The organism is uncultured Paraglaciecola sp. (assembly GCF_913020055.1).
GTDB lineage: Bacteria > Pseudomonadota > Gammaproteobacteria > Enterobacterales > Alteromonadaceae > Paraglaciecola.
This window is the reverse complement of the sequence record NZ_CAJWCF010000068.1, coordinates 1-25609: the sequence shown is the minus strand read 5'-3', so window position 1 is coordinate 25609 and position 25609 is coordinate 1. Positions and strand designations below refer to the sequence as shown.

General features: G+C 40.3%; 19 protein-coding genes and 3 pseudogenes. 7 read left to right on the top strand and 15 right to left on the bottom strand.

Annotated features, from left to right (window positions below; genetic code table 11):
• The 3 genes and pseudogenes from QZ488_RS14525 to QZ488_RS14515 form a co-directional block, all read right to left on the bottom strand.
• Positions 1-404 (bottom strand): annotated as a pseudogene (locus QZ488_RS14525) (hypothetical protein); the annotation flags it as partial.
• Positions 405-653: 249 nt separating this feature from the next.
• Positions 654-1874 carry a hypothetical protein gene (locus tag QZ488_RS14520; protein WP_293750027.1) on the bottom strand — a complete coding sequence of 407 codons (1221 nt, stop codon included), beginning with the start codon at positions 1872-1874 and terminating at the stop codon, positions 654-656.
• A 158-nt stretch (positions 1875-2032) separates the two neighbouring features.
• Positions 2033-2536: a LuxR family transcriptional regulator gene (locus tag QZ488_RS14515; RefSeq protein WP_293750025.1), complete on the bottom strand. Its 504-nt coding sequence runs from the start codon at positions 2534-2536 to the stop codon at positions 2033-2035.
• Between the two features lie 130 nt (positions 2537-2666).
• Here QZ488_RS14515 and QZ488_RS14510 point away from each other — a divergent pair, with 130 nt between their 5' ends.
• The 4 genes from QZ488_RS14510 to QZ488_RS14495 are packed head-to-tail and all read left to right on the top strand — an operon-like array spanning position 2667 to position 8276.
• Positions 2667-3869, top strand: a complete 1203-nt coding sequence (locus QZ488_RS14510; protein ID WP_293750022.1) for a TolC family protein — start codon at positions 2667-2669, stop codon at positions 3867-3869.
• Entirely contained in the window at positions 3866-4894 is a 1029-nt protein-coding gene (locus QZ488_RS14505) for a hypothetical protein (protein WP_293750020.1), read from the top strand. The genes QZ488_RS14510 and QZ488_RS14505 overlap by 4 nt, the downstream gene beginning before the upstream one ends.
• Complete coding sequence (locus QZ488_RS14500) at positions 4895-7966, top strand: efflux RND transporter permease subunit (protein WP_293750018.1); 3072 nt, start codon at positions 4895-4897, stop codon at positions 7964-7966.
• Entirely contained in the window at positions 7956-8276 is a 321-nt protein-coding gene (locus QZ488_RS14495) for a DUF3240 family protein (protein WP_293750016.1), read from the top strand. The genes QZ488_RS14500 and QZ488_RS14495 overlap by 11 nt, the downstream gene beginning before the upstream one ends.
• A gap of 161 nt (positions 8277-8437) precedes the next feature.
• On the opposite strand, the gene QZ488_RS14490 is transcribed toward QZ488_RS14495, so the two are convergent.
• The 4 genes from QZ488_RS14490 to QZ488_RS14475 are packed head-to-tail and all read right to left on the bottom strand — an operon-like array spanning position 8438 to position 11870.
• Entirely contained in the window at positions 8438-8881 is a 444-nt protein-coding gene (locus QZ488_RS14490) for a sulfur transferase domain-containing protein (protein ID WP_293750014.1), read from the bottom strand.
• A 13-nt stretch (positions 8882-8894) separates the two neighbouring features.
• On the bottom strand, positions 8895-9659 hold the full coding sequence (locus tag QZ488_RS14485; RefSeq protein ID WP_293750012.1) for a sulfite exporter TauE/SafE family protein: 765 nt from the start codon (positions 9657-9659) through the stop codon (positions 8895-8897).
• A 5-nt stretch (positions 9660-9664) separates the two neighbouring features.
• Positions 9665-10531, bottom strand: a complete 867-nt coding sequence (locus QZ488_RS14480; protein WP_293750010.1) for an MBL fold metallo-hydrolase — start codon at positions 10529-10531, stop codon at positions 9665-9667.
• A gap of 55 nt (positions 10532-10586) precedes the next feature.
• Positions 10587-11870, bottom strand: a complete 1284-nt coding sequence (locus tag QZ488_RS14475; protein ID WP_293750008.1) for an FAD-dependent oxidoreductase — start codon at positions 11868-11870, stop codon at positions 10587-10589.
• A gap of 222 nt (positions 11871-12092) precedes the next feature.
• On the opposite strand from QZ488_RS14475, the gene QZ488_RS14470 reads away from it, so the two are divergent.
• The gene (locus QZ488_RS14470) at positions 12093-13409 is read left to right on the top strand and encodes a sigma-54-dependent Fis family transcriptional regulator (RefSeq protein WP_293750006.1); all 1317 of its coding nucleotides are present in this window, start codon (positions 12093-12095) and stop codon (positions 13407-13409) included.
• A 31-nt stretch (positions 13410-13440) separates the two neighbouring features.
• Here QZ488_RS14470 and QZ488_RS14465 read toward each other — a convergent pair whose 3' ends face one another.
• The 7 genes and pseudogenes from QZ488_RS14465 to QZ488_RS14435 form a co-directional block, all read right to left on the bottom strand.
• Positions 13441-14469, bottom strand: coding sequence for an alpha/beta hydrolase (locus QZ488_RS14465; RefSeq protein WP_293750004.1), 1029 nt, complete (start codon positions 14467-14469; stop codon positions 13441-13443).
• 194 nt (positions 14470-14663) lie between these two features.
• Positions 14664-14915, bottom strand: a complete 252-nt coding sequence (locus QZ488_RS14460) for a DUF465 domain-containing protein (RefSeq protein WP_293750002.1) — start codon at positions 14913-14915, stop codon at positions 14664-14666.
• 179 nt (positions 14916-15094) lie between these two features.
• Positions 15095-16486 (bottom strand): MFS transporter, encoded by a 1392-nt coding sequence (locus QZ488_RS14455; RefSeq protein ID WP_293750000.1) that lies wholly within the window; start codon positions 16484-16486, stop codon positions 15095-15097.
• 109 nt (positions 16487-16595) lie between these two features.
• A complete protein-coding gene (locus QZ488_RS14450; RefSeq protein ID WP_293749998.1) occupies positions 16596-17333 on the bottom strand; it encodes an isoprenylcysteine carboxylmethyltransferase family protein in 738 nt (245 codons plus the stop codon).
• 410 nt (positions 17334-17743) lie between these two features.
• Positions 17744-20155, bottom strand: a complete 2412-nt coding sequence (locus tag QZ488_RS14445) for a collagenase (protein WP_366509042.1) — start codon at positions 20153-20155, stop codon at positions 17744-17746.
• Positions 20156-20254: 99 nt separating this feature from the next.
• Positions 20255-20602: pseudogene (locus tag QZ488_RS14440) on the bottom strand (M9 family metallopeptidase N-terminal domain-containing protein); the annotation flags it as partial.
• Between the two features lie 15 nt (positions 20603-20617).
• Positions 20618-21016, bottom strand: a complete 399-nt coding sequence (locus tag QZ488_RS14435) for a hypothetical protein (protein WP_293749996.1) — start codon at positions 21014-21016, stop codon at positions 20618-20620.
• Between the two features lie 606 nt (positions 21017-21622).
• On the opposite strand from QZ488_RS14435, the gene QZ488_RS14430 reads away from it, so the two are divergent.
• Positions 21623-23536, top strand: coding sequence for an EAL domain-containing protein (locus tag QZ488_RS14430; protein WP_293749994.1), 1914 nt, complete (start codon positions 21623-21625; stop codon positions 23534-23536).
• 46 nt (positions 23537-23582) lie between these two features.
• Here the strand turns inward: QZ488_RS14430 and QZ488_RS14425 are convergent, their stop codons facing one another.
• Complete coding sequence (locus QZ488_RS14425; protein ID WP_293749992.1) at positions 23583-24923, bottom strand: magnesium transporter; 1341 nt, start codon at positions 24921-24923, stop codon at positions 23583-23585.
• A gap of 271 nt (positions 24924-25194) precedes the next feature.
• On the opposite strand from QZ488_RS14425, the pseudogene QZ488_RS14420 reads away from it, so the two are divergent.
• Positions 25195-25542 (top strand): annotated as a pseudogene (locus tag QZ488_RS14420) (succinylglutamate desuccinylase/aspartoacylase family protein); the annotation flags it as partial.
• Positions 25543-25609: the final 67 nt, after the last annotated feature.

Genomic DNA, 25609 nt, shown 5'->3' with positions numbered 1-25609 from the left:
CGCTGAAAATACCATTGGCCACTCTCGGTTTCACTGGGCTTTTCAAGGGCAACTACCCGGCATCCCCTGGGGTTAAGATGCTCCATAAAACGTTTAATAGTTCCGCCCTTACCGGCTGCATCTCGACCTTCAAACAGAATAACGATTTTTTGTCCCGTTTCTTTCACCCATCTTTGTACTTTAAGTAACTCAACCTGCATCTGTTTTTTTTGAGTTTCGTAAGTTTTATTAGATATTTTTGTTTTATACGGGTATTCACCCGAACGAAATGACTGGGCTATAAATTCTGGATCATGACGATGTTCGGCAAGTTCGTGTAATATGCTGCCCTTGGCCTGCTGGGGTTTAGCATCATTCTGCTCAGCGATTTCCTGATGACTTGCGCTACCATTTAATTGAGTCATGCCTTCTCCATAAAAAATTTTCGTATTGGTTATCCTTACCAATATATCAGTCATACCACACCTTGCTAGCTTGTCTTAGTCATCTATTGACCTAGATCAATGCTATGTATTTTGCTGTGACAAATTCCAACAAAGCAGATAATTAAAAATGAAGTAAAAAGATAAACTTACGAGATTTTAAAGAAACAATTAAAAAGAATAGAACTCAGCCAATAGACGCGTATGTTAAACCCAATAAATGCTATCCCATTACGCTATTTCAAACCAAACTTTCAGCACTTGATACACCTTAGGGTCGTTCAATAACTGCATATGATTAATGTCTGTACCTAACCATTTTTGGTCTTCTGGTATGCGCAAATTAAACGCCGGATTTTGATGTTCGCCTAAGGCACTTTTTACCCTAACCAAGCCGTCGCCTAAGGGGTTGTTGATGCTTTCATTAGCACTGGTTGCTACGGCAAAACACTGCACGTTTTCTGGCAAAGGCATAGGCAACCGTTTGTCCCCGCTAAACTTAAAACGTTCAATTGTGTTCCAATCCGATTCTTGAACATTACCATAACGTAAATCAGTAATCCCAGCGCTACGCACTTTCACTAGGCGAGCAAAGGGTGCTGTGTATGCATGCGCCCCTAAAATCAAATCAATCCAATTACCGGCTTTTTCTAGATCAGCCCCATGATGCGGCGTGCCTAAAAATATTAGTTTACTGAGTTGTTTAGGCCATTTATGACCACACTTTTCTGCCACATTCAAAGCACTACGAGAGACCAATCCTCCCATACTATGAGCCAGTATATTAATGTCTAACGGTTTATCCGTAAGGTTCACCAAATACTGCAGTAAAACAGCAAACTGTTTGCCATTATCAGAGATATGCAACCCAGTGTTGTAATGCAGATAAATTGCGGCCATATCTAATTCTTTGGCTAATTCAGCACCATGGTTATGGCCTTCTCGGCACCACTGCAGATCATTCATACACAACCCATGCAGCATGATCATAAGTTTGCCATTATTTTGATTAATCACTTCACAAAGCTGCGCATCATCGAGAATTTGACCATCTTTTCGAAAGTGCATTGGAATGGCTAAGGAATTGTCGCTGAGAACAAGATGATCACCCAACACCCCGTTTAATGCTGCGAGTAACGTCTGTGCTGAAGCGGAATCCGGTTGGGTTGCGAGTGTTTTGCTTATAGCAGCGAGTGGCACATCCATACCTTTACCCACCCACTCTGTCACATTACGAATATTCCGATATACCAAGCCACTGATGCCCGAAAGTCGCTCTTTTTCAGAAGGAGATTTTTCAGTTGAAAGTGGACTTATACGCTTGTGCATTGACTCAACTATGTCAGTGATCGCTAATACAGCATCAATAGTTAAACGACCCACGCCATGTATTTTGGAATTGGTCGCTTGATTAGGACTTTTGTGATTTTTACCTTTAGGACTTTCGTTCATAGATATCAATTTGCATGCACAATAAGGTGGAAGTAATCATAACATGAACCGCTTTACTACATTCGAACACTTTCACAGCCAAATGGACTCTGCACTAAGAGAAAATGTGGCTCCTTTTGTTAGCAAACTTATAATTGTGTTCTTGGTCCCAGCTTCCTTTAGGTATATTGATCCATAAACAAGTCTTCGATAAACCAAGCTGAAAATTCATGGCGGCCATCTAAAAGGCTTTTTGAGTAGATACTTGAAGCTTGCTGCCGCACGGTCGCTTCTTTAGTATTTCTCACCACAGATATCTCTTTAAGGCTTAACCCTTTGAGTAATAAAAAGGCGACTTGTTGTTCTCCTTTAGTCAAATTCCATTGTTCGAACTGCAGTTTGATGACTTCACTGAAATGCGCCCTCTCTTCATCCATTTTATCATTTAAGGAGCGGATTTGAGTATCAGCATTTTTAAGCTGAGTGGCTAATTTTTCCAATTTTATCGAACGTTTGCGCATATCAAAAATTAAAAATATCGCAGCTAAACCTGAGATGAGAACAATCATTGATTCTTCGATCACATGGGCAGTAGGAACGCCAAGTCCAATATCAACATACACATCGATACTGTTTAACAACATAACGCAGAATAAAATAATGGTGATGAACTTATCTTTCATATAAGAGGTTAATTCCCTATTGGTGTATGTTTTTTATGCATTTACTTGATTCATATCACACATGTTCGATGCTTTTTTTACTTACTAATGAAAAAATCCAAGCAAGCAATTTGAGAATGAAGAGCACATCATGAAATTATACCTTTTAGCCATTGTAATAATAAATGTATTTATTAGTGAAGCTGTTGCTTCGGGTCATTTCAGTGAAGGTGAGATAAGTTTAACCGATGCACTGCAAGCTGCTATGGAAAAACACTATCATTCAGAGTCAAAAAAGCAAATTGATTCAGCCGCTAACTCAGAGAACTCTGGCTGGCTTGCTAATAATCCATCTCTATCCTTTAGCCTATTGCAAAGTCAGGAAAACCTTGGATCGGACGAAGCTGAAATTAAACTCAACCTTCCCTTAAAAACAATTCAACAAAGAGAGCTCGAGCAACAACTTATACACGGGCAGAACAAATCCAACACCTATACAAATACTAAAGTGGCCCTGTATTTCTCTATGCTTATTCGGGAAACGCTAGGCGCTTACCAAGTAGATGATCTGCTATTGAAAAAAGCGGTTCATAAACTGTCAGTTCTGAATAAATTGGAACAGAAATTTCAGCAGCGTTATGACAGCAACACCGTTTCACTGTATCCACTTTTAAGCATAAAAAAAGAACGATTAGATGCGGAAATCGAAAAACTGAAATCTCAGAATAAAACACAAAACATGCTAGAACGTTATTCAGAACTGACCGGACTGACGATGTTGCCAAACAAACTCATCGAAGCTCCCTATATCATTGATCAGCAAGCTATTGAAAAACATCCTTCAATTCTGTCTCTTGATGCCGCATGGCAGCAACAAAAGAAGCTATTGAAAGTGACCGACCCAACACTTGCGCCTTGGCATCTTTCAATAACCGCAAAAAAAATCGACTCAGCTGACTTTGTGGATAATCAGATTGGTCTGGCAGTGGATGTTCCTTTGTCTTTTAACAGCAACTCTTCACAGGGTACACACACTAGCTATTTTAATGCGTTAAAGGAGTATCAGTTGGCCCGCGACCAAACAGCGCTTACGATTGAATTAGGACTTAAAAGCGCGCTAAGTGATTTGCAACTATTACAAAAACAACAGGCACTGCTCGCTGAGTCCTTAGAAATTAGTCGGCAAATAAAACAATTAACTGAATCAATGTCCAGCTCAAACGCGTTGCAACATGATGTGTTATTACGACGAATGTTAGAAGCAATCGATATCCAATCAAATTACGCATTAAATCAGATAAAGATCCAACAACTCAACTCCACATTAAGACAAATCGCAGGAATACCACTATGACCTTGAAATCGTCTTTATTAATCAGTTTATCTCTAATATTTTTCAAATCAGCGAGTGCAAGCGAACTAAAGGTTGATTTAGCTAACTTGGGTGACTTGGAACTGTCGACACAAGTCGTTCAAATAGTGGAACATTATCCAGGAACCACATTAAAGGCGACAGTAGAGGTTATGCCAGGCATGCCGTTTACCCTCAAATCTCCGGCTGATATTCAACAGACCCAGTATTTAGTCTCACAAGGACGAACATTAGAGAAAAAACAACCATTTGCGATAATAAGAGGCGCAGAAGTATTTCATTATTATACTGAGTACCAAATAAAAAAATCGCTTTATGGACTAGCAGAATCTCAATTTAATAGTAATAGAAAACTGTATGCACAAAAGGTCATTGATGAGCAGCGCTGGATAGATATTAGCCAAGCCTATTACACTGCACAGCTTGCCTATGAAGAATATGAACATTTTTTTGAACATGTGATTGATGTTGATGAAAAACAAGATGCGGTCACGTTGGGCGCTCCCATAAAAGGCTTGTTTTTAAAAGGCTCAGAATTAAATATTGCTACTGGTGACAATATTGCACAGTTTATCCCTAAAGACGCCATTCGAATAAAGGTTTCAGTTCCTTCGAACAAAGTAGATAACCTGTCCTACTTAATCTCATCTAACTGCAAGCTGGAAATAGCGCAAATTGAATCCGTTAGTAGCGGTGCCTATGTTACTGCCTGGTCGACCCCATTATCTAAAACATGCAATTGGCGAATGGGTGAGCAAGTTACGGTAACGCCTTTTTACGCTCAAAGTGCCTACAAAATTCCTAAATCAGCAGTTTTTAGTTGGGACGGAGCGCAGTATGTTTTTGTGAAAAAAAATACGATATTAGTCAACCTTCAAGTCAATTTACTGTACTCGGAAGCTGGAAACTACATTGCTCAAGTTCAACAAGCTGAAGGTGCTATAGAAGTACTAGTATCATCAGTCAGTGCCGTACAAGGTGTACTACTAGGTTTAGGGAGCGAATAAGTGTTAACTCGATTATTGCGATTCACCCTAACCCAGCGTTTGTTTGTTGTTGTGCTAGGCATAGCGATTGTTTTTTTTGGTCTAAAGTCATGGTTTAACATACCAATCGACGCCTTTCCTGATATCTCACCTACACAAGTCAAGATCATCATTAAAGCACCCGGCATGACCACAGAAGAAATCGAAGCACAGATTACCCAACCGATTGAAACTGAATTACTAGGCATACCCGCACAACAAATGCTGCGTTCTACCACCAAATACGCCATTACTGATATCACCTTAGATTTTAAGCAAGGCACCGAAATTTATTGGGCAAGGCAACAGGTCACTGAGCGTCTTGCTAATGTATGGGACTCACTTCCCACAGGGATATCCGGTGGCATAGCACCGATGAGCACTCCCCTTAGCGAAATGTTTATGTTCACTGTGGAAAACCCAGGCATGAGCCTAATGGAACGTAGGCAATTATTGGATTGGGAAATTAGACCTTTGCTACGCACAGTAAATGGTGTGGCGGAGGTAAATGTTTTAGGCGGTTATGCAAAAACCTACCAAATAAGTCCAGACCCGACAAAAATGGCCAATGCAGGGGTAAGCTTTGCATTACTGTCCCAGTCCATTCAAGCAAATAACCTCAATGGAAGTATCGGCAGGCTAGACATTGGTAACGATGCCATTATTTTGCGTACTGAGGGCCGCATCGACTCAATAGGATCCCTAGAAAAAATGGTTGTACATGCCGCTAACGGCCGCGTTTATCGATTAGCAGACTTGGCAACCGTGAGTATTAGTCATTTGGCACGTTATGGTTCAGTCACTCGAAATGGTGTAGAAACCACAGAAGCCATTGTTATCTCTTTGAAGAATTCCAACACTTCTGAAGTCGTAGCAGGTGTAAGACAAAAACTTGCAGAAATAGCCCCCTCTTTACCAACTGGAACAAAGCTCAATGTTTTCTACGACCGAGCCAATTTAATAGATACTGCAATTGGTACCATTACCACTGCTCTAATAGCGGCTGTTGTATTAGTTGTATTACTGTTAGCGTTTTTTCTTGGTGATATTCGCGCAGCGATCACCGTATCATTGTCTCTGCCGTTTGCTGCTTTATGTACATTTATACTGATGGATATATATGGCCTGTCAGCCAACCTTATGAGTTTAGGTGGCTTAGTCATAGCCATAGGTATGATTGTAGATTCATCTGTGGTGATAGTTGAGAATGTCGTCAATCAATTAGCCAAAAACAGCAAGTTACCTAAATTACACTTAATATTTAGGGCATGTAAAGAAGTGGCAGTACCGGTTGTGTCTGGCACCATTATTGTTGTTATTGTGTTTTCTCCTTTGCTGAGCTTAAGCGGGTTGGAAGGGAAACTATTCACTCCTGTTGCCTTAACTATTGTTTTTGCGATGTTAAGTGCATTAGTGTTGTCATTAACCCTCATTCCCACTATTGCATCGCTTATATTAAAGACTGGACCAAGCCATGAACCTAAAATAGTAGGCAAAATTCAACAGTATTATCAAGCCAGTTTACTATCGACATTAAACAACCCCCTACCATTAATTACTGTAGTCATTTTAGTTCTGTTAGTCAGTGGCGGTTTATTTACACTTTTAGGTAAAACCTTTATGCCCGTATTGGATGAAGGCGACATCATTGTTCAGTTGGAGAAAACACCGAACATCTCCTTAAGTTCATCTACGGAGTTAGATATACAGATTGAAAAGGCATTATTAAAAAACGTTCCAGAAATAAAACAAATTGTTGCTCGGGTGGGTTCAGATGAAATTGGACTAGATCCCATGAGTTTAAATGAAACAGATATTTTTATGGAATTACTGCCCGTAGATGAGTGGCGCTTCAACTCCAAGGCTGAATTAATCGAAGATATCCGCTCCGTGTTATCACGTTTCCCAGGTATCAACTTTGGCTTTACCCAGCCCATCCAAATGCGTGTCTCGGAGATGTTAACCGGGAGTACTGGCGACGTATCCGTAAAAATGTTTGGTGCTGAGATAAACACCTTGTCCGATTTGGCGACGCAAATTAGTCACGCTATCAAAACCCTTGAAGGCAGTGTTGATGTCAATACCGCGATCATTGAAGGAGGGCAATTCTTAAACGTTCGTCTAAAGCCAGAAATAGCCATGCAATATGATATGACAGTAGACGATATGTCCATTTATCTAAGAACCCAATTTGAATCTGTCGAGATTTCCAAGATTATTCAAGGTAAGAAAAAAACACCACTGGTGTTAGGTATGAATAAACAATTATCCACTAGTGTGGCTACCCTGCATGAACTTCAAAGCATGACGATTTTAATGCCTGATGGCTCACTGTTGCCCTTTGAACACATTGCATTACTCGAGTTAAAGCAAGGTCCATCACTGGTTGAACGTGAAAATGGCAATCGTTTTGCTGTTGTGACCAGCAATGTGATTGGAAGGGATATTGTGGGTTATGTGGATGAACTAAGATCTGTGATTGATAGCCGTTTAGCTCTGCCTGCGGGGTATACACTTGCCTATGGGGGTGAGTTTGAAAACCAACAACGTGCCACTAACAACTTGTTAATGGTTGTGCCTATTGCGCTAAGCTTGATACTGTTGATTTTATTTACAACATTTGGCTCGCTACCTAAGGCTTTGTTGATCCTCTTAAACATTCCCTTTGCACTGATGGGCGGCGTTATCGCCCTGTATATATCTGCGGAATATTTATCTGTACCTGCCTCAGTGGGTTTCATAGCTCTGCTGGGCATCGCAGTGCTCAACGGAGTTGTAATGGTCAGTTACTTTGAGCAAATCAAGCTCACCATTACCGATGTTTCACAGCGTGTGATAGAAGGCTCTATTAGACGCCTTCGTCCGGTATTAATGACGGCAACAACAGCGATGTTTGGACTAGCCCCGCTTATTTTTGCCAGCGGACCTGGCGCTGAAATTCAAAAGCCACTGGCTATTGTGGTCATAGGGGGATTAGTCACCTCCACCATTACCACCTTGTATCTATTACCGCTGTTTTACATGCGCATGGAGAAAAATAAAAATGCACAATGAACAATTTTTACTGACTTTGATTGTCCCAATTGAATTAAAAGACGAGATTGTTGATACTTTAATAAATGAAGATCATGTAAGTGGTTTTAGCTTAGGTAAAATTGAAGGCTATAGTCGAGATCACAGCCATTTTAATATTGATGAACAAGTTGAGGGGCATAGAGCTTTTTATCGTTTCGAAATAGTCATCGAGAAGCGTCAACTTGATAACGTAAAGGAGATGCTAAAAACAGCCTGTGGCAGCTCTGACATTCACTATTGGCTACTGCCACTTTTTGAAAGTGGCTCATTGAATCCGTTACTTACATAAGCAAGTCTTAAATAGAAGTTCATTTTTACGGCCGCAGTAATTAAGCGTTAACCTTCAATTTAGGAATGGGTATTATACCAAAACAGAATTTTCTTAAAATTGGCTAAAAGTCATGTTACGCAAAATTGCAAAACAGTATAAGAAAAGTATCGTACCTATTTTCAAATATTGGCACCAAGCCAGACTTTTTCTCGCTCTATGCCTTGCATCAGATCTTTTACAGAACTGATATTACAATCATTTTCTTCGCACTGTTTTTCGATATATTTTAATGTTTCAGAATGAGAGTTAGCTAACGCCCATAGATGAATGGCGCGATTACCCGTGCGGCAAAACGCATGAACTTTGTCATCGCCAGTCGCTAATTGTTTAATAAATTCAGCAATATCCTCTTCTGAATAGCAGTTTGCTTTTACCGGTATGTGCACATATTCAATACCATGAGCGCGGATCTTAATAGCCATCTGTTCTGCGCTTTCTTGCCCTGCCTCTTCATTATCTGGTCTCACATTGACAATTCTTGTGACCCCTTGCGCTTTAAGCGCTTCAATAGTTTCATCGGTAATCGGACCGGATATAGAAAAGTTATTTGATACCTTCTTCATGCTTAACTCCTACTTATAAAATATCGTAAATTGATGTGCCAAATATATAGATGCCTAAAACAACCAAAATTATGCCAAAAAGCTTTCTTATTTGTTGTTGCGGGAGTTTATCTGCGATACGAATTCCCAGCATTGAACCTAAAATACCCATGAAAACTATCACCGAAACGTTTTTCCAGTTCATCGTTAAAGCAAACTGTTCAAGTACATCTTGGTATTTGAGATAACCGATAAATGATTGCATGGTAATAATGATCAAACTGCTACCGATGGCTTGTTTAAAGGCTAGTTTTCCTAGTAAAAACAAGGCAGGCACAATCAAAAACCCGCCGCCTACCCCAACAAAACCAGCTAAGGCCCCAACCAAGATACCGGCACTAATAACAAACAGGTTTCGAGGAGGTGACGGAGTATTATTAGCTGACGTCACTGGAGAAAACATTGACCGACTGGCTATCAGCATAACAATAGAAAAAACGAGTAACTGAAATACGCCAGAAACAAACTGTGAACTCCATGCTCCTAGATAGGTGCCAAACATACTTGGCATGCCAAACAGCATTACAAATTTCCAGCTAACTAATCCTCGCTTGATATAAGACATGCTGCCAAAAGCAGAGATACACCCCACAATAAACAGTGATTCAGCGATGGCCAGCTTGGCCGGTTCATCTGCAATATAAATCAGCAGTGGCACCGTAATAATTGAACCACCAGAGCCTAACAAACCTAAACTCAGTCCTATCAATACTGCGCCTAAAATAACAAAAACATTCATAGGCTCTACAGTGTATTCAAAGGTATTTTAATGTAAGCACGCCCATTTGATTCTTCTGGTGGCATAGCGCCAGCTCTAATATTAATTTGAATTGCGGGTAATAAAAGTCGAGGTACATTCAAGGTGATGTCTCTTGCTTCACGCATTTTGACAAAGTCATCTTCTGACACACCAGCTTTAACGTGTACGTTATTATGTTGTTGTTCAATTACCGAGGTTTCCCACGCAAAGACATCCCTATCAGGCGCTTTATAGTCATGGCCAACAAACATTCTGGTTAAAGGTGGTAATGACAGTATTCGTTGAATTGACTGATACAACAACTTAGCACTGCCAAGAGGGAAGTCTGTTCTCGCGGTGCCATAATCCGGCATAAACAAGGTATCACCAACAAACACTGAATTTTCGATTAAGAAAGACACACAAGCAGGTGTATGGCCTGGCGTGTGTAACACTGTAATATCAACGTGGCCTAATTTAATAATCTCCTTATCTACAAAAAGATGATCAAATTGACTGCCATCTGTTTTAAACCCAGTTTCCAAATTAAAGATGTCTTTAAAGGTTTCTTGAACACGGCAAATATGTTCTCCAATGCCAATATTTCCACCTAAACGTTGTTTTAAATAATATGCTGAAGATAAGTGATCAGCATGTGCATGAGTTTCCAATATCCATTCGACTTTATAGCCGTTTTTGGTAACAAAGCTGACAATTTTGTCAGCTGATGTAGTAGTTGTGCGACCTGATGCAGAGTCATAATCCAAGACAGGATCGATAATCGCACAGCAAGATGTTGCCTTATCTAGCACTAAGTAAGTGATAGTATTAGTATCGTCATGGAGAAATGCAGTGATATCGATTTTATGCATATATCTATTCCTATTTACGGTTGCACATTAATAACTAAATACTAGTGCACATGGGTCAATCCTTGTTTTTCTCTAAGCGTTCTATACCCAGTGCTTTCAATACATATTTTTCATAAACGGGTTCGCTAGTACCGGTGCGCATTTTACGCATAAAGTATTTTTCAAAAGCTATTTTAGCGAAATGCACCCATTTACCTTTTTTGAACCAAGCCACATTACGTGGACCAATTTGCGGCATGGCAACAAATGCAGCCCCCGTGTCTCCCATATCAGCAAGGCAGATTGCGTGCCAAGTGCCTACTGCGCCCGGCTCTTCCTTATCCACAATGATAGATTTCAAATTATGGGCGATGGCTGTCATCATCGTTTCGATCATATAACCTGTTTTTGGCGTTCCTGTAGGCACAGGTGTCACTTCAACAGGTGGGATAGCCACGCACACTCCGCCCGAAAATATATTAGGAAACTTAGGTGAACGTTGGTATTCATCGGTAATCACAAAGCCTTTTGCATTGCATAGTCCATCAACGTTAGCCACTGCATCAACGCCACTAAAAGGTGGAATAAACATCGAATGTGTAAAGGGTAATTCGTGAGTCATTTCTATCTCACCCTTACGATTTAATTCAGACACGGTCATACTGCCGTCTCTGACTTCATCAACATTGGCATTACAAATCCATTTAATATCTCGCTGCCTAAGTTCTGACTCGAGCATTGACTTTGAATCACCTACCCCCGCTAAACCTAAATGCCCAATGTAGGGCTCACTGGTAACATAATGAATGGGCACTTTGTGACGAATTTTTGCGTCCCTTAGGGCTTTATCTAAAATAAAAGCATACTCATATGCTGGGCCAAAACAGCTAGCGCCTTGCAATGCTCCTACCACTACAGGCCCCGGATTTTTAACTAGCGCTTCGAAATCTGTATAACATTTTTGAGCATGATCGAGGGTACAGATTGACTGAGTAAATCCCTCTGGTCCAGTACCTTTTACATTGCTAAAAGCAAGTTTTGGCCCTGTTGCAATGACGAGGTAATCATAATCAATTTGTTCATTATCACTGGTTATAAGTATGTTCTGTTCAGGGTCAATTTTATCGACTCTGGCACATTTAAAATGGATGTCTTTCTTACTAAGATATTTTTCGATTGGCATAGTAATCGCGTCTGGATCACGCCAACCTACCGCTACCCAAGGATTAGATGGAACAAAACGGAAACTAGGTCTTTCGTTAACCATCAACACTTCATGATTTTTACCCAAGGACTCTTTAATCTCATATGCAGCTGGCATACCCCCTGTTCCTGCACCTAACACGACTATTTTAGCCATTTTGACCTCCTAGTTATTAACACAAAATCAAATGACTCAAGGCCATTGATAACTGGTTCAAACATGAAAATACAAACATTGTTAAGTAAGTGTTAACAATAAGCGTGCCACAAACTGATATGGCGTATTTGGAGGGGCTTGAGACAATTTTTGCTTAAAATGTTTGAAAAACATAACTTTTCATGACATTTTTGACAAGTAATGGAGTAATGAGTGTCATTTATGACAATTAAGCAGCCAAGGTTAAATAACCAAGTTATACAATCGATGATCAACGCCATCGACAAACCCACTATTTTTATCACCCCCGACTATATTATCCAGGCCGTCAACCAAGCTTATAAGGACACCTACAAAACCGAAGTCACAGTGGATCAAAGCAAGTGTCATGAAATTTCTCATAAGAATCCAAAGCCCTGTGATAATTACGGTGAAGATTGCCCACTTCAACAATGTATTTCATCAAAACGAACCGTTAGTGTGGTGCATATTCACGCCACTGGTGAAGGTAAATCCTACTGTGACATTTTAATGAAACCTATAATCGATGAAGATGGGATCACGCTTGGATTTTTGGAAATACTAGATAAAATTAACTATGCCTCTTCAGAATCTGAAAAAGGAAAAATGATCGGTAGTTCTTCTGCATTTAAATCAATGATCAATAAAATTAATCGAGCAGCAAAATCTAAAATTTCCGTTTTACTACAAGGAGAAACAGGTACAGGCAAAGAGTTAGTTGCTCAGGCTATTCATGACGCTAGCCCACGTAACGAAAAACCCTTTGTAGTGATTGAATGCACAGGTTTAAGCGAAAGCTTGTTTGAAAGTGAACTCTTTGGATATGAAAAAGGAGCCTTTACCGGGGCCACAAACAGTAAAAAAGGCCTAATCGAAGTAGCCAACAGTGGCACTGTTTTCTTTGATGAGATTGGCGATGTGCCTCTGAACATGCAGGTAAAACTATTACGATTACTCGAGACTCAAAGCTTTAGAGCAGTCGGAGGACTAAAACAAAAGCGCTCTGATTTTCGCCTAGTTTGCGCCACCCACAAAAATTTATTGGATTTAGTCGAAAAAGGTCAATTCAGACAAGACTTATATTATCGAATTGCAGGGTTTCCGATTATGTTGCCGTCACTAAAAGAGCGTGCTAAGGATATCCCTGAACTTGTCAGCCATTTTTTAAAACACTCAGAACACCAAAACAAAAGATTTTCCGAAAATGCTCTCAGTAAATTATGTGGCTATACATTTCCAGGTAATATTAGAGAGCTAATAAGCATCATAGAACAATCAGCTTTGTTGGCTAACGATGACACTATCCACACCAATGATTTGCCTGATGTCGTCAGGCAATCAGCCAATAGTGAATTACCTCACGACAACATACGTTCTTTGGATGAAGTTGAACGCGCCTATCTAACCAAGCTTTGTAACGAATTCACTGGCACTCCAGATGAACTCGCTTCGCTTCTATATGTGAGCACTCGTACTCTTTATCGTAAGTTACAGAGGTTTGACTTAAAGCTATTTTAGTTTGCTGCTTGTAGCTAAGGCAAAGTAATCGTTACCTAAAACAAAAATGTGCAATGCTTGAGGCTGTCTCTCGACTAATATCAGGACAGGCCATAGGGAATACTTCAATGGCATGAATGGTTCCCATTACTTGTCGGCAGCTTGCGTTGACGCCCGCTCGCATTAACAGTCTATAAAAGTTGATACCTTCGTCACGCAGTGGGTCGCACTCATTCACGCTGATCATGGTAGGAACAAACCCGCGCACATCTTCTTCGGTGGAAAACCCAGGCCAAGCCAAAGGGTTACCTTTATTGAATTCTTCAATGCCGTAAATCATTGCACCTTGGTTGTGGTGCAGATCAAGTAAAATTCCGTTATTTTCAATCGAAGACGGATTTTCAGGCAAAGGCCACTGCCCTGCAATGTAGGGGCAAAGGGCGTAGATACCTTTTATTAATCCGATTTGCCCTTCTTGTTTCAAACGCATAGCTGTGGCTATAGCCAAATTTCCTCCCCCACTGTCTCCAGAGATTATAATTTGTGAGGGATCGATCAAAAGTGCCTCGCTATTCGCACTGATCCATTTTAAACCTGAGAGGCAATCATTCAGACCTGCTGGATACGGTGCAACCTCGGCTGCAGATGAAGGCACTAAGGCGTTTCGAAAGTCCACCATAGCAACTGTAACACCTTGAGCGGCCATTATCCTGCCCCAAGCTTTATAGTTACTGTCATAACAAGACATTGTCGCCATACCGCCTCCATGGATATAGTAAACGCAGGGTAAAACATCAGCGTTATCAGGACGAATATACTGGATTTTTATGCTGTTACCGTTAGGTTCAGAGGTAAAGGTTTTGGTTGTGATAATCAAACCATCAGACGGCGCAATTTCTTCAGCATCACATTGTTTAACAAAGCCTGCCATCATCTGTCTTACCGCAATTGCTTTTTCTGAATTTGCTGACTCTAGCGCTGCATCTCGACTTTCTATATTCCGTGCACCACTCATAACCACTGAGCCAAAAACGGCCTTAATACGTGGATCTATTCTTGGGTCGTCAGTTATTAAGCTCATGTGTTACTCCAAATATTTATAACTCTATTTAATAAGAGTACAGGAAGTATCTGCCACATTATTCTTTGTTATATGGTTTATTTAAGGTTAAAGGAAAAAGGGATAGCAAAAGATGAATGGATTTACTAATTAGCAGTTTCTCCCATGTCTACCGCAGGTAATAGCAGACACGGAGGAAACACCTTACAAAATACTTAAAGCGCTTTTTCTTTTTTAACCACTAGGCTAAACAATTGATCTTTCAGATGAACTCGACGAATTTTTAGTGACTCGAAATACTCGTCAGCTACTGGTTGATTGCTTTCTTCAAGTTTGTGTATTTCACCTGCTAATTCATGGTATTCATCAAATAATTTTGCGAAGTGATTGTCGTTCATTTTAAGGTGACGAATAGTGTGCTGATGATCGGGAAAATCATTAACTAAAGTATGTTTTTCTATGTTCATTGGTGCTTAACCCTATTGGTGATTTTTATCCAGAAACTGCATTGTATTGGGAAATTTCTTATAGATATTGATCCAAATCACTTTTAAACATATTTGAATTTTCTTTATGCCTGGCCTATTCAATTGATGCAACAATCAATGTGAAATCAAGCTATCTATTAAAGAACGTAAATGCTGAACTAGTCTGCACTCGATATACCACGAAAAGCCGATATAACACAGGCAACTACCACAAATGCCAAAGACATTTTCAAGGCCATTTCAACCGTATGTATCAACTCTGGATTTTGCTGTTGTGTGAATTGTGCGTCACCTAAATAATAATGCACCATTAGGTTGACCAGACTCATGCCAAACAGATTTCCAATGGTACGTGACAGATTCATCGATGCTGACGCCACCCCTACTTCGCTAGGCTTTACCCCTCCCATAATGGCGTTATTATTTGGCGTAGAAAACAAACCAAAACCCACCCCAATCAATAATAAAGAACAAGCTATATAAGTCACACTCGTTTGCATATTCATCATACTCAGCACTAACAATCCGCAAGCAACAATTACACAACCTAAGGTCGCCACCAACCGTGGCTGAAATCTATCTGCCAACTTGCCAGACAATGGAGCCATGATAGCCATAGACAGCGCCTGAACTAAGATAACCTGTCCCGCATGAGAAGGACTTAGATCTTTTACATACTGTAAATACAAACTCATCAGAAATACCAATGGGAAATTACTGGCATACATCAAAAGCGACGTACTTAATGACATAGAAAAAACCCGACTTTCCCGAAACATTTGTACTCGAATAAGTGGTCGTCGACTTCGACTCTGATGCAAAATAAACAATCCTAAACTGATAGCCGACAGTGCAAGCACCATGACCCCAAATATACTCGGCAATATGCTCAGTCCATATACTAAGGAACATGAAAACACCGCAAATATACCTGTGCCCCACCAATCATATTTGGTTTTCTGCTCGTTCTTCCATTCACCTGACAAGCGCATTTTAATCAATACTAAAAGTGCAATAACAATAGGTACCTGAAAGAAAAACACCGAACGCCAACCCCAGAGTTCGGTTAGCCAACCACCTGCTGCTGGTGCAACGGTTAGCCCCACGTATACACATGCTGCCGTTATACCCAGAGCCGCACCTCGTTTTTGAGACGGGGTCACAGAAGTAATAATGGCTACTCCAGTGCCAAAAATCATGGCTGCTGCCGCGCCCTGAACAAACCGCCAAAACAATACCCACTCAATGGTAGTGCCCAGTCCGCACATAAAGGAGGAAAATGCATTTAAGGCCAGACCATATGCGTAAATCCGCTTTCTTCCATAGTTGTCCGCCAGCTTGCCAGCAGGTAGCATAAATATCACACTGCTTAAAATAAACAGTGTGGGTAGCCAAGAAACCATTGTGGCATTGGCTTGCAAATCAGCTGCTAAGTCAGGAATAGCGATATTGACTGAGGCCATGCCAATGGGAACGATAATTGAACCTAAACAGACAATAATTAAAGCGAATTTGGCGACTGCAGATTTTTCGGTGGGTGTTTCTGGCAAAACTGGGATAAATCCTTGTTATTGAGCTAAATAATGTCGATATCCTAGGCAAACCCTAAGTAACCTGAATTCAGGATAAGTATTGTTTCATTGTATGCCCTTTTTACTTCTATACAATAAATGGAATCACTCTTTTAACTCGCTGCATATAATCTAGGTATGATTCACCAAATTCTTGGATCAGGTCTTTTTCTTCAAAATACAAACCTACAAAAATATAAACCGTAATACCGCTGGCAAAAGCAATGTGGCTGACTGTTGATACCGGTACAGCCCAAATGCCAATGAGTACACCCGTCTGAATAGGATGGCGTACTATCTTATAAAACCCTGAAACTTTAAATGTAGCCGCTGGGGCAGACTTACCTTGCAATGGGTCTAACGTTTGTCGTAATCCAAATAATTCAAAATGATTAATCATAAACGTGGCTAAAAATAGAAATACCCATCCAAAAACTGCGATTCCTCGGATTATGTATACACCTATTTCAGACTCGACTTGCCAGATGACAGAACCAAAGGGGATCCATAAATGACACATGCCAGCAATGACTAGAGCAGTCGCAAGCACATAGGTCGAACGTTCGACACTGGGGTCAATAAAACCGGTAAACCAGCGTTTAAAGGCGGGTCTTGCCATCACGCTGTGCTGCATGCCAAAGAGTATAAGTGCAAGAGTATTCATCATAATGACATAAGCAAAGGATGGGGATGGCAATATTGTATTGACCGTATTTAATAACCAAACATCGCTAACGAACAAAATAAAGTAAATAAGAGACGCAATCCCTGCCCCATAACAAATCAGAGAATAAATGAAATATCCTGTCTTTTTAGTTGAAGTCATAACCAGCCCCTTAATCATGTTATTTTAGCGGATTGACATTAAATTACGGATTGATACGGTATAGCAGATTTTAAGGTCTGTAAGTTAACACTTCCCTGATGTGAACCTAAACAAATCCCCAGTAATATTCTTATCAGCTTTCAATAAAATTTTTTGCTTACAACCTTAGATTCTAATGAAAGCGATAAAATCAACTATTAAGCGATGCCGAAGTGGTGCTGAGAATTTTCGAGCATATTGACAATGGCACAACAGATCAGGGTAACCGAAGCTGGAAGGAGCCTGTTGAAAACTATCGTTCGAAACAACGACTTGATGCCGAACTCAAAATACTGCAAAGCCGAACCATTGCTTTGTGCCCTTCGAGCGCCCTTGCCAAACCAAGTAAATATTGCTCTTTACCAAAGCAGTTATCTGGAAGTTCGCCTTCTAGCAATTCCGCCTAAAGCGCACAAAAATAAAAGCATTGAGAAGTTGATACTACCTCCACCACCTGGAGATCCTGAAACAGCTGGCGTGACTGGTACTGACTCAACTGCCGTTTCGGACTGATTAATGTAAAGGCGGACTGAAACAGTTTTTTGGCTTTGAGAATCTCTAATAACAACGCTAAATTGCAAAACAATCCTTCCAGTTGCCTCATAACTTTGTGCATCAATCTCAGAGATATCAAACTGTTGAGTTGCACCTTCTAAAGTGCCTAAATCTAAATCAACGGTTTCAGTATCATCTAGGTTAATTTGCTGCCATTCATAGGTGAGTATTTCATTCAATGTGCTGGTCGCACCTAAAGATACTGAGATAGTTTCGTTACTTTTAAACTCAAGGTCAAAAATAGGCTCTATGCCTTCAATAGAACTACCAAAATCTGGCAAGCTTTCATTGTTTAGATTAATTCTGACTATGCCGTTAGAAGTAGCAATACCATCATCCAGAGTGACTTCAATCTCGATGTCGAGTCCTCCTGGTTTAGCGATTTCGCTGCTGAGGTCTTCCAATATGTTGGATGCTAAAACAAGGCGTTGCCCTACGATAGAGACATGATTCTCCTGTAACAATGCATTATCCCCAAAATCTGTAACTTGCCAGGATATGCTGTACTGCTCACCTGAAAAATCATCAATAGCTAACTCATATTCCAACTCATCAAAACGGTAAAACATTATCTCGACAAAACTTTCAATTGTTGGAGGATGGTAAGCCTTGTTGATTATCATCACGCGCACTTCATCACTGGTGGTATGTTCCGAGTCACTTACATCAACGCTGAAAGTTAATAAAGTATCCTCTTCTTGTCGTGGCGCCGTAAACGCTAAAGTTTTAGCACCTTCGTCGGAGGTAACTTCGACTAGAGGCCCCGCAGTTTGTAGCCAAGTTACGGTCGTAGACTCAGACTCAGGATCAAAAATATTTGCACTCAATTTACCTTGTTCGCCATCGAATAATGCAAAGTCTGCTTCGGCCGCAGCAAATGGAGGCATATTCTCTACAAACTCCGAGGCAAGATCACCTTCACACAAAATAGAGGCAACTACCCCGTCTTGGTTTATTTCAAATTCTTTTGGATAACACACATCCGTTATCTCCAATACGCCGTATTCATTCACAAGCGATTTAAGCACTGAGTCCATATTTTCTTGCAGTGTTATTTCATCTTCGAATACTGCTCTAGGAGCAGTACACTCATAAGCAATGTCTGAAGATTCACCAAGTAGCTCACATAAAAAACTTCTCCCGGAAGCTAGGTTATAAGCATCTTGAACGACTGCTAAGGAATTTAATGACTGTTTAGCAGAAGGTAACCACTCAGTAATAGGCTCTCGAGACTGCCATAGGTTAGCAATAGAACTTGTCATATAGACCTGGAAACCAGACACTAGCGAATCAGTTTCTAACCAACTTTGAATTAAACTATTGTAGCCTTCAATGTCATCTTCACGGATCAACTTAAACATGGTTTGGTGCTGGCTAGGATGTTCATCATTTAAATAATTATGAAACATCATGCCAAAGGGATAAACGGCGAACCCGCTCTCAGCCGTCAAGATATCTTCTACAGACATCCAAGAGTTGGCATCAGTTGAGAAATAATGAAGAAGACTACTGCGTTTTAACACACCTTCGTGCTGTGTGGCACCACTAAGGTACTCGGCCAACCCTTCCACTTCCCACAATCTATGTGGGCTATCATGAAATGGATTTTCACCAAATTCACCATGTATTTGGTAGCGGGCTTCCAAGTAGTGCACATACTCATGTCGAAAAAGTTCTTCTAACGTATAAATGCTGTCGTTTGCAGTGCGTTGATAGGTATAGAAAGTTGCATCTTGCTCAATGTAAATCCCACCATTATCGCTGGGAAGGTTAAACAAAAAAGATTGATAATTGCTATATTGCTCTAATGAATGGGCGACAAATATAGTCAAAAACTCAGTATCGTCACCTGGTACAGGTATAGTGTTTTGGGTTTTCCTGAAAAATTGTGCTTTTACTTGTTGAGATGCACTAAACAGCCTCTGAACCACTGACTCATCTAATCCAGTGCGAACCACAAAACGACCATCGTCGAATTTATAGGTATGAGGATATATCTCATTTAATAATGATGGTTTATATTGCTCCTGACAATACTGCTCTTCAATAACTGAACAATTTAACTGAAATTCGTAACCAGAAATGACAGTCATAAACCATTCACTTTTCTCTGGAAAATGCGTTAATGCTTCTTTTGCGAAAGCGATGGCATCATCCTTAATTAAGTCATAACGTAAACCAAAGTTTGATAACCAATACAAAGGAGCATGTGGCAGATAATCAACGATTGCAATGGCTCTTCTATCAAATGACCAACGTTTAGCGCGAACTAGAAACGCCTCATCAGCAGAAATTAACTGTTCAAGATTAGAACTTTCATCAGGGCGACTAAAAACATCATAAATATTCCAAACGTTTTTTAACCAACCGCTATGCATAGGAAATTGTTCATCAATATCGTCCAACAGCTTAGTGAGTTCGCTAAACATTTCAGCTTGTAGTTGCAAATTATAAATAATACTTAGCCATTCATACATCATACCACCGGTGTGATAGTCAGATGAATCTAACCAACCAGGTGAACCAGTTACAGCTTTTAACGCACTCGCTACACTTTCACGAACTGATGAAACCTTCGAGTCTAATTCATAGTTATCCTTGTCACTCTCAGCCACAACAAAACTTGCGCGCAGTACTTCTAACCATTGATGTATTCCAGACGTTTCTTGAGCATTATAAGTAGCTGATACTTAAACGATTTGTTCAGCCAGTGCCATTAAAAACTCTTGCGTATAGAGACTGCGTGTGAATTCACTGTCTTGCCACATATTGTCGGCAATACAGGTTTTAGACATCAAGGAAATAGCAGTGATTTTTTCGGGTAATGTGCCAGTAGCCACGACTTCTGTTTGGCATGTTGTATCGTTTTCAGAGCTTAATATTGATCTGGCTTGTTTTGCTGGAACTAAAGCAATTTTTTTAGGCTTTTTTACTTTCGAAATGCGTTCAAAATGAGGATACGCAGTTTGATTGTTTCTCTCGTTTACATTAAACGAAGTTCTGGTGTCGGGAGTTGACCATGTTGCTTCCGCCGTAACAGAAACCCCAATCAACAGACAGAAAAAAAATTGTATAACCAATCCCTTCATAACTTCTACTTCTCCATTTTATTCGTATCCATTGGAACCAATGTCCCAATTTTTTGTATTACACAATTAGGTATAAGGAAGTCAATGCACAACAGTTACGAATGACACTTTAGACGAAGTTAGCGAATTATTGCCTATAAAACACACATTTTAAGAGAAGATGACCGAAATTCATAATAACAGGCATCAATAGTATTTAGCGGATTTTTGTTTGTAGGCTCCATTAATAACATTGCCAAGCACCATACTAGGTAGCTTAGAGGGTAATAGGAATAACACTATTCACACTGCTCCATACTCAACAAATAAATTCAATTAGAAAGGTTAACGGGGTGACGTTTACATAACTTACCATCAGGTAGGAAATCCGGCCGGCGGAAAAAAATTTAATCGCGAGCTGCCCCCGACAACTCACTGATAGTTCGAATAAACACATCCAATCAAAACGAATGATATTGGCTAGAGTTACAGATTGACTAAAGTGAATTTTCTTAGACAAAAGTTCAGTTTATTCAGCAACCTAGTGAATCAAGCTTGAGTATTTCTTGTTTGGTTTTTATCGTTTTAAGCGTTAAAGTACCCCATTACTAATATCAAGGTTACACGATGGTCACAAACAAAAAGCCCAAGGTCAGTGCAGCGAATGATTTTGGAGCAAAAGATGTATTCAGCCAAATTCGTCGTTACAGGCTGATTCAGATTTGTGCAGTCACCGCATTTGGGTTAATGGCTATACTTATTTTAGCGAGAAGCTTTACTTTTATAATTTTTACAGCTGGTCTAGCTTTTCTTTTAATAGCGTTAAGTTTTGCTTATAAGCACAAAGTATTGGCCTCAGCATATACTTTAATAGGCTCTATGGCCGCCATGTTATTTGCACTGGCGCTAACAGGTGCAGGTTTGTTTGATTTGGCGATCCTTGGCTACCCTAGTTTACTAGTTTTCGCGGCTATTTTAGGCGGAGTGGGTTTATTTGTATCTGTTCTATTATTTGTAATTACCCTTTGTGTGTCTATTGCTTGGTTAACACTGGGAGGTTTTGTCACTCCCAACATTCCGATGTTAAGTTGGTCACACCTTCTGTTTATTGTGGTTATTTTTGTGGTAACAGGATTCAGTGTCTACATCTTAGTGCATGACATTAAACGCCTGATGCTGTCATTACAGCGTGAAAATGCCAAAGTACAACAAAGCCGAGCCGAAATTCAGCATCTCGCACATCACGATCCTCTCACCAATTTACCAAATAGATTTTATGGTGAAGAACTATTTTCACAATCATTACTGGCCTGTGAGCAGAAACAACAGAAGCTTGCCTTACTGTTTATCGATTTAGATAACTTCAAACCCGTCAACGATGCGTTGGGACACGCTGCAGGGGATATATTACTAGAACAACTCACATCAAGGTTAAGTGAAATTTTAAGACCGAATCAGTATCTTACTCGTTTTGGTGGTGATGAATTTCTGTTACTTGCACCATTTACTGAAGGCCACAATCAGTTAGACAAATTAGCTGAAACCTTAATTCAACAGTGTGCAACCGAATTCAAAATATTACAAAATCAGGTAGTTATTTCTGCCTCAATAGGCATAGCTTGCGCACCAAAAGACGGTACAGGCTTTAAACAACTATGCCGCAGAGCAGACATTGCCATGTATCAAGCCAAACAAGATGGCCGCAACACCTATCACTATTACGATGAGAGTTTAGATAAAACCAGCGAAGATAAATTCAAATTGTTGCAATTATTACGTCCGGCACTAATTGAAGAGCAGTTTAAACTTTATTATCAGCCTATGGTCAATTTGAACAGTGGTGAAATTACTACTGCAGAAGCATTGTTAAGATGGCCACAACCCGATGGCAGCATGATAGGTCCCGACCAATTCATTCCGTTAGCGGAAAGCAGTGGTTTAATAAATGATTTAGGTCGTTGGGTAATCCAACAAGCATGTTTTTATTGTGCTCAGCAGCGGCAAAAAGGGTTTTCAAACCTGCGAGTAGCAGTCAATCTATCCGTCATACAATTCAAAGATGGACAGTTGCAGAACATCGTTGAAAGCGCATTACTTGACGCAAGTTTACCTCCACAAGCGCTGGAATTAGAGTTAACAGAGTCATTGCTTATTGATGAAACGGAGCAAATTCAAAAACAACTAAAATCGCTAAGCTCACTAGGCATCACAATAGCCATTGACGATTTCGGCACGGGTTATTCAAATCTTGGTTATTTACGCAATTTTAACGCCAGCACACTTAAAATAGACCGTTCCTTTATTACTTCGTTAAGTGCGACTGAACATGATGAGCCTCTTGTAGCGGCGATTATTAATATGGCGGCTAGCCTAGGATTGAAAACCGTGGCCGAAGGCATCGAAGATGAAATCACCCTTAAAAAGCTAATGGCACTGGGCTGTAATATTGGACAGGGATATTACTGGTCTAAACCTATACCTGGTGAAGAGTTATCTGAGTTATTGCGTAACCATAAACAACAAAGCCATTCATCTTTGTAAACAGTAAATAAATTTCACTGATTAGTACCTGCTATAAGCACATTACCTATATCAAAAGTAATGTGCCCAATCCTAAAAATGCAACAAAACCAACAATATCAGTGACTGTAGTCAAAATTACCGAACCAGAAAGCGCAGGATCTATATCAAGTTTATCCAGAATAACTGGCACAAATACACCAGCAAAAGCAGCTGCTACGATGTTCAGCAAAATAGCGATAGCAATAACTACACCCAATAGTGGTTCGCCAAACCAGGCTACGGCTACCAAACCAATAACCACAGCCCAGATAATACCATTCAAAGCGCCTACTCTAAGCTCTTTAGCTAAAAGTGCAGCAACGTTTGCAGATGTCACTTGCCTAAGTGCAAGACCGCGAATGATTAGGGTCAACGTTTGACTACCCGCAATTCCGCCCATACTGGCCACTACGGGCATCAATACCGCAAGCGCGACTATTTGCTGTAGCGTGGCCTCAAACATGCCTATAAATGCACTGGCCATAAACGCAGTTAGCAAATTGATCCCCAGCCAAATAGCCCGACCTTTTGCGCTTTTTCGTACAGGTGAAAATAAATCCTCATCTTCATCCATACCAGCACCTGCCATCTGCTGCCTTTCATAATATTCGAGTAAAAGTTCAGACGCTGTTGTTACATCAATTCTGCCAATAAGCTTTTGGCTTTCATCTACTACAGGTAAAGCTCCATAGCCTGATAACTGCACTTCTTTGGAGGCAACTTCGCATTCCTCTGTCGCAGAAATGACTGGAAAGTCTTCAAGCATGATATCAACCAATGGCACATGTTCTGGCAGGCCATATATTTTAGCTATCGGCACGGCTTCTGAAAAATGCCCCGATCGATTAACCAACAAAATAACGTCAGTGTGCCTAGGCATTTCTCTGCGGATGAGTCTTATGCCATCACGCACTTTGGCATTGATCGGCAAAACTAAGAAATCATGAGAAACCCAATGCCCTATTTGATCTTCAAGGTACTCATTCGCTTGCTCAAAGTAACTCTTCTGGATCCTATCCATGGCAGAAAAGGCACGTTCTACCAACTCTTGTGGCAAAGAATCGGTTAATTCGAGTAAGTCTTCAGCTTCGATATCAACAAAAAGCATGTCCCATTGCTCAGGCTGGGTAGCGTTAATGATCACTTCCCGAGGATCACCACGCATTGCTATTAACACATCGAGCTTTTTGTGTTCAGGAATGGTTTGCCAAAGCGCAACCCTTTCATCGATAGGCAATGATTCAAGCAATAGCGCCATTTCAGTTTCATCGGCTTGTGCAATGATCGAAGAAACAGCACTTTTTCCATCACTCAAATCTGAGTGATGAATGACCTCTTCGATCATATCTGATAATGGTTCTGACATAAGAGGTTCCTTTATTTCGCAATTCATCTAAATCATTTGAACGACTATTGACGACGACATCATCAAAAAAGTCACAAAAAAATATAATTTGTGACTTTTGATTTTAACCTCTCGTCTATAAACACTATTGCCAGACTGCTTAATATCAACAAAGGCGCGCTAGCAGTAACCTGGTCAGAGTAATAGAAAAAGTGTTTCCAGCACATAACACTGGCGTATAGACACACTAATTCAATAAGACGAGAGAAAAAGAAAAATGTAAGAACTTGAAATTGGTGGTGTGACTATCAAAAAAGGTGAAACCAAACGCATTGAATTACCTATGCCACCTTTGTATACCGATACCAGAATGTCAATGCCAGTACATGTTCAGCGCGGAAAACGTGATGGCCCAACCATGTTTGTAAGCGGTGCGGTGCATGGTGATGAATTAAACGGCATTGAAATCGTCAATCGTTTACTCAAAAATAAGTCGTTAAAGTCTCTAAAAGGTACCCTTATTGCTGTTCCTATTGTAAATGGTTATGGGGTGTTAAATCAGAGTCGCTACTTACCCGATAGAAGGGATCTTAACCGTAGTTTTCCAGGCAGCGCAAAAGGCTCTATTGCCGGCAGGCTAATGGAATGGTCGCCTCCCTTCCCAAACTAAAAACGTAATGGCAAAGTAGTGAGGCAGTTTCTCATCA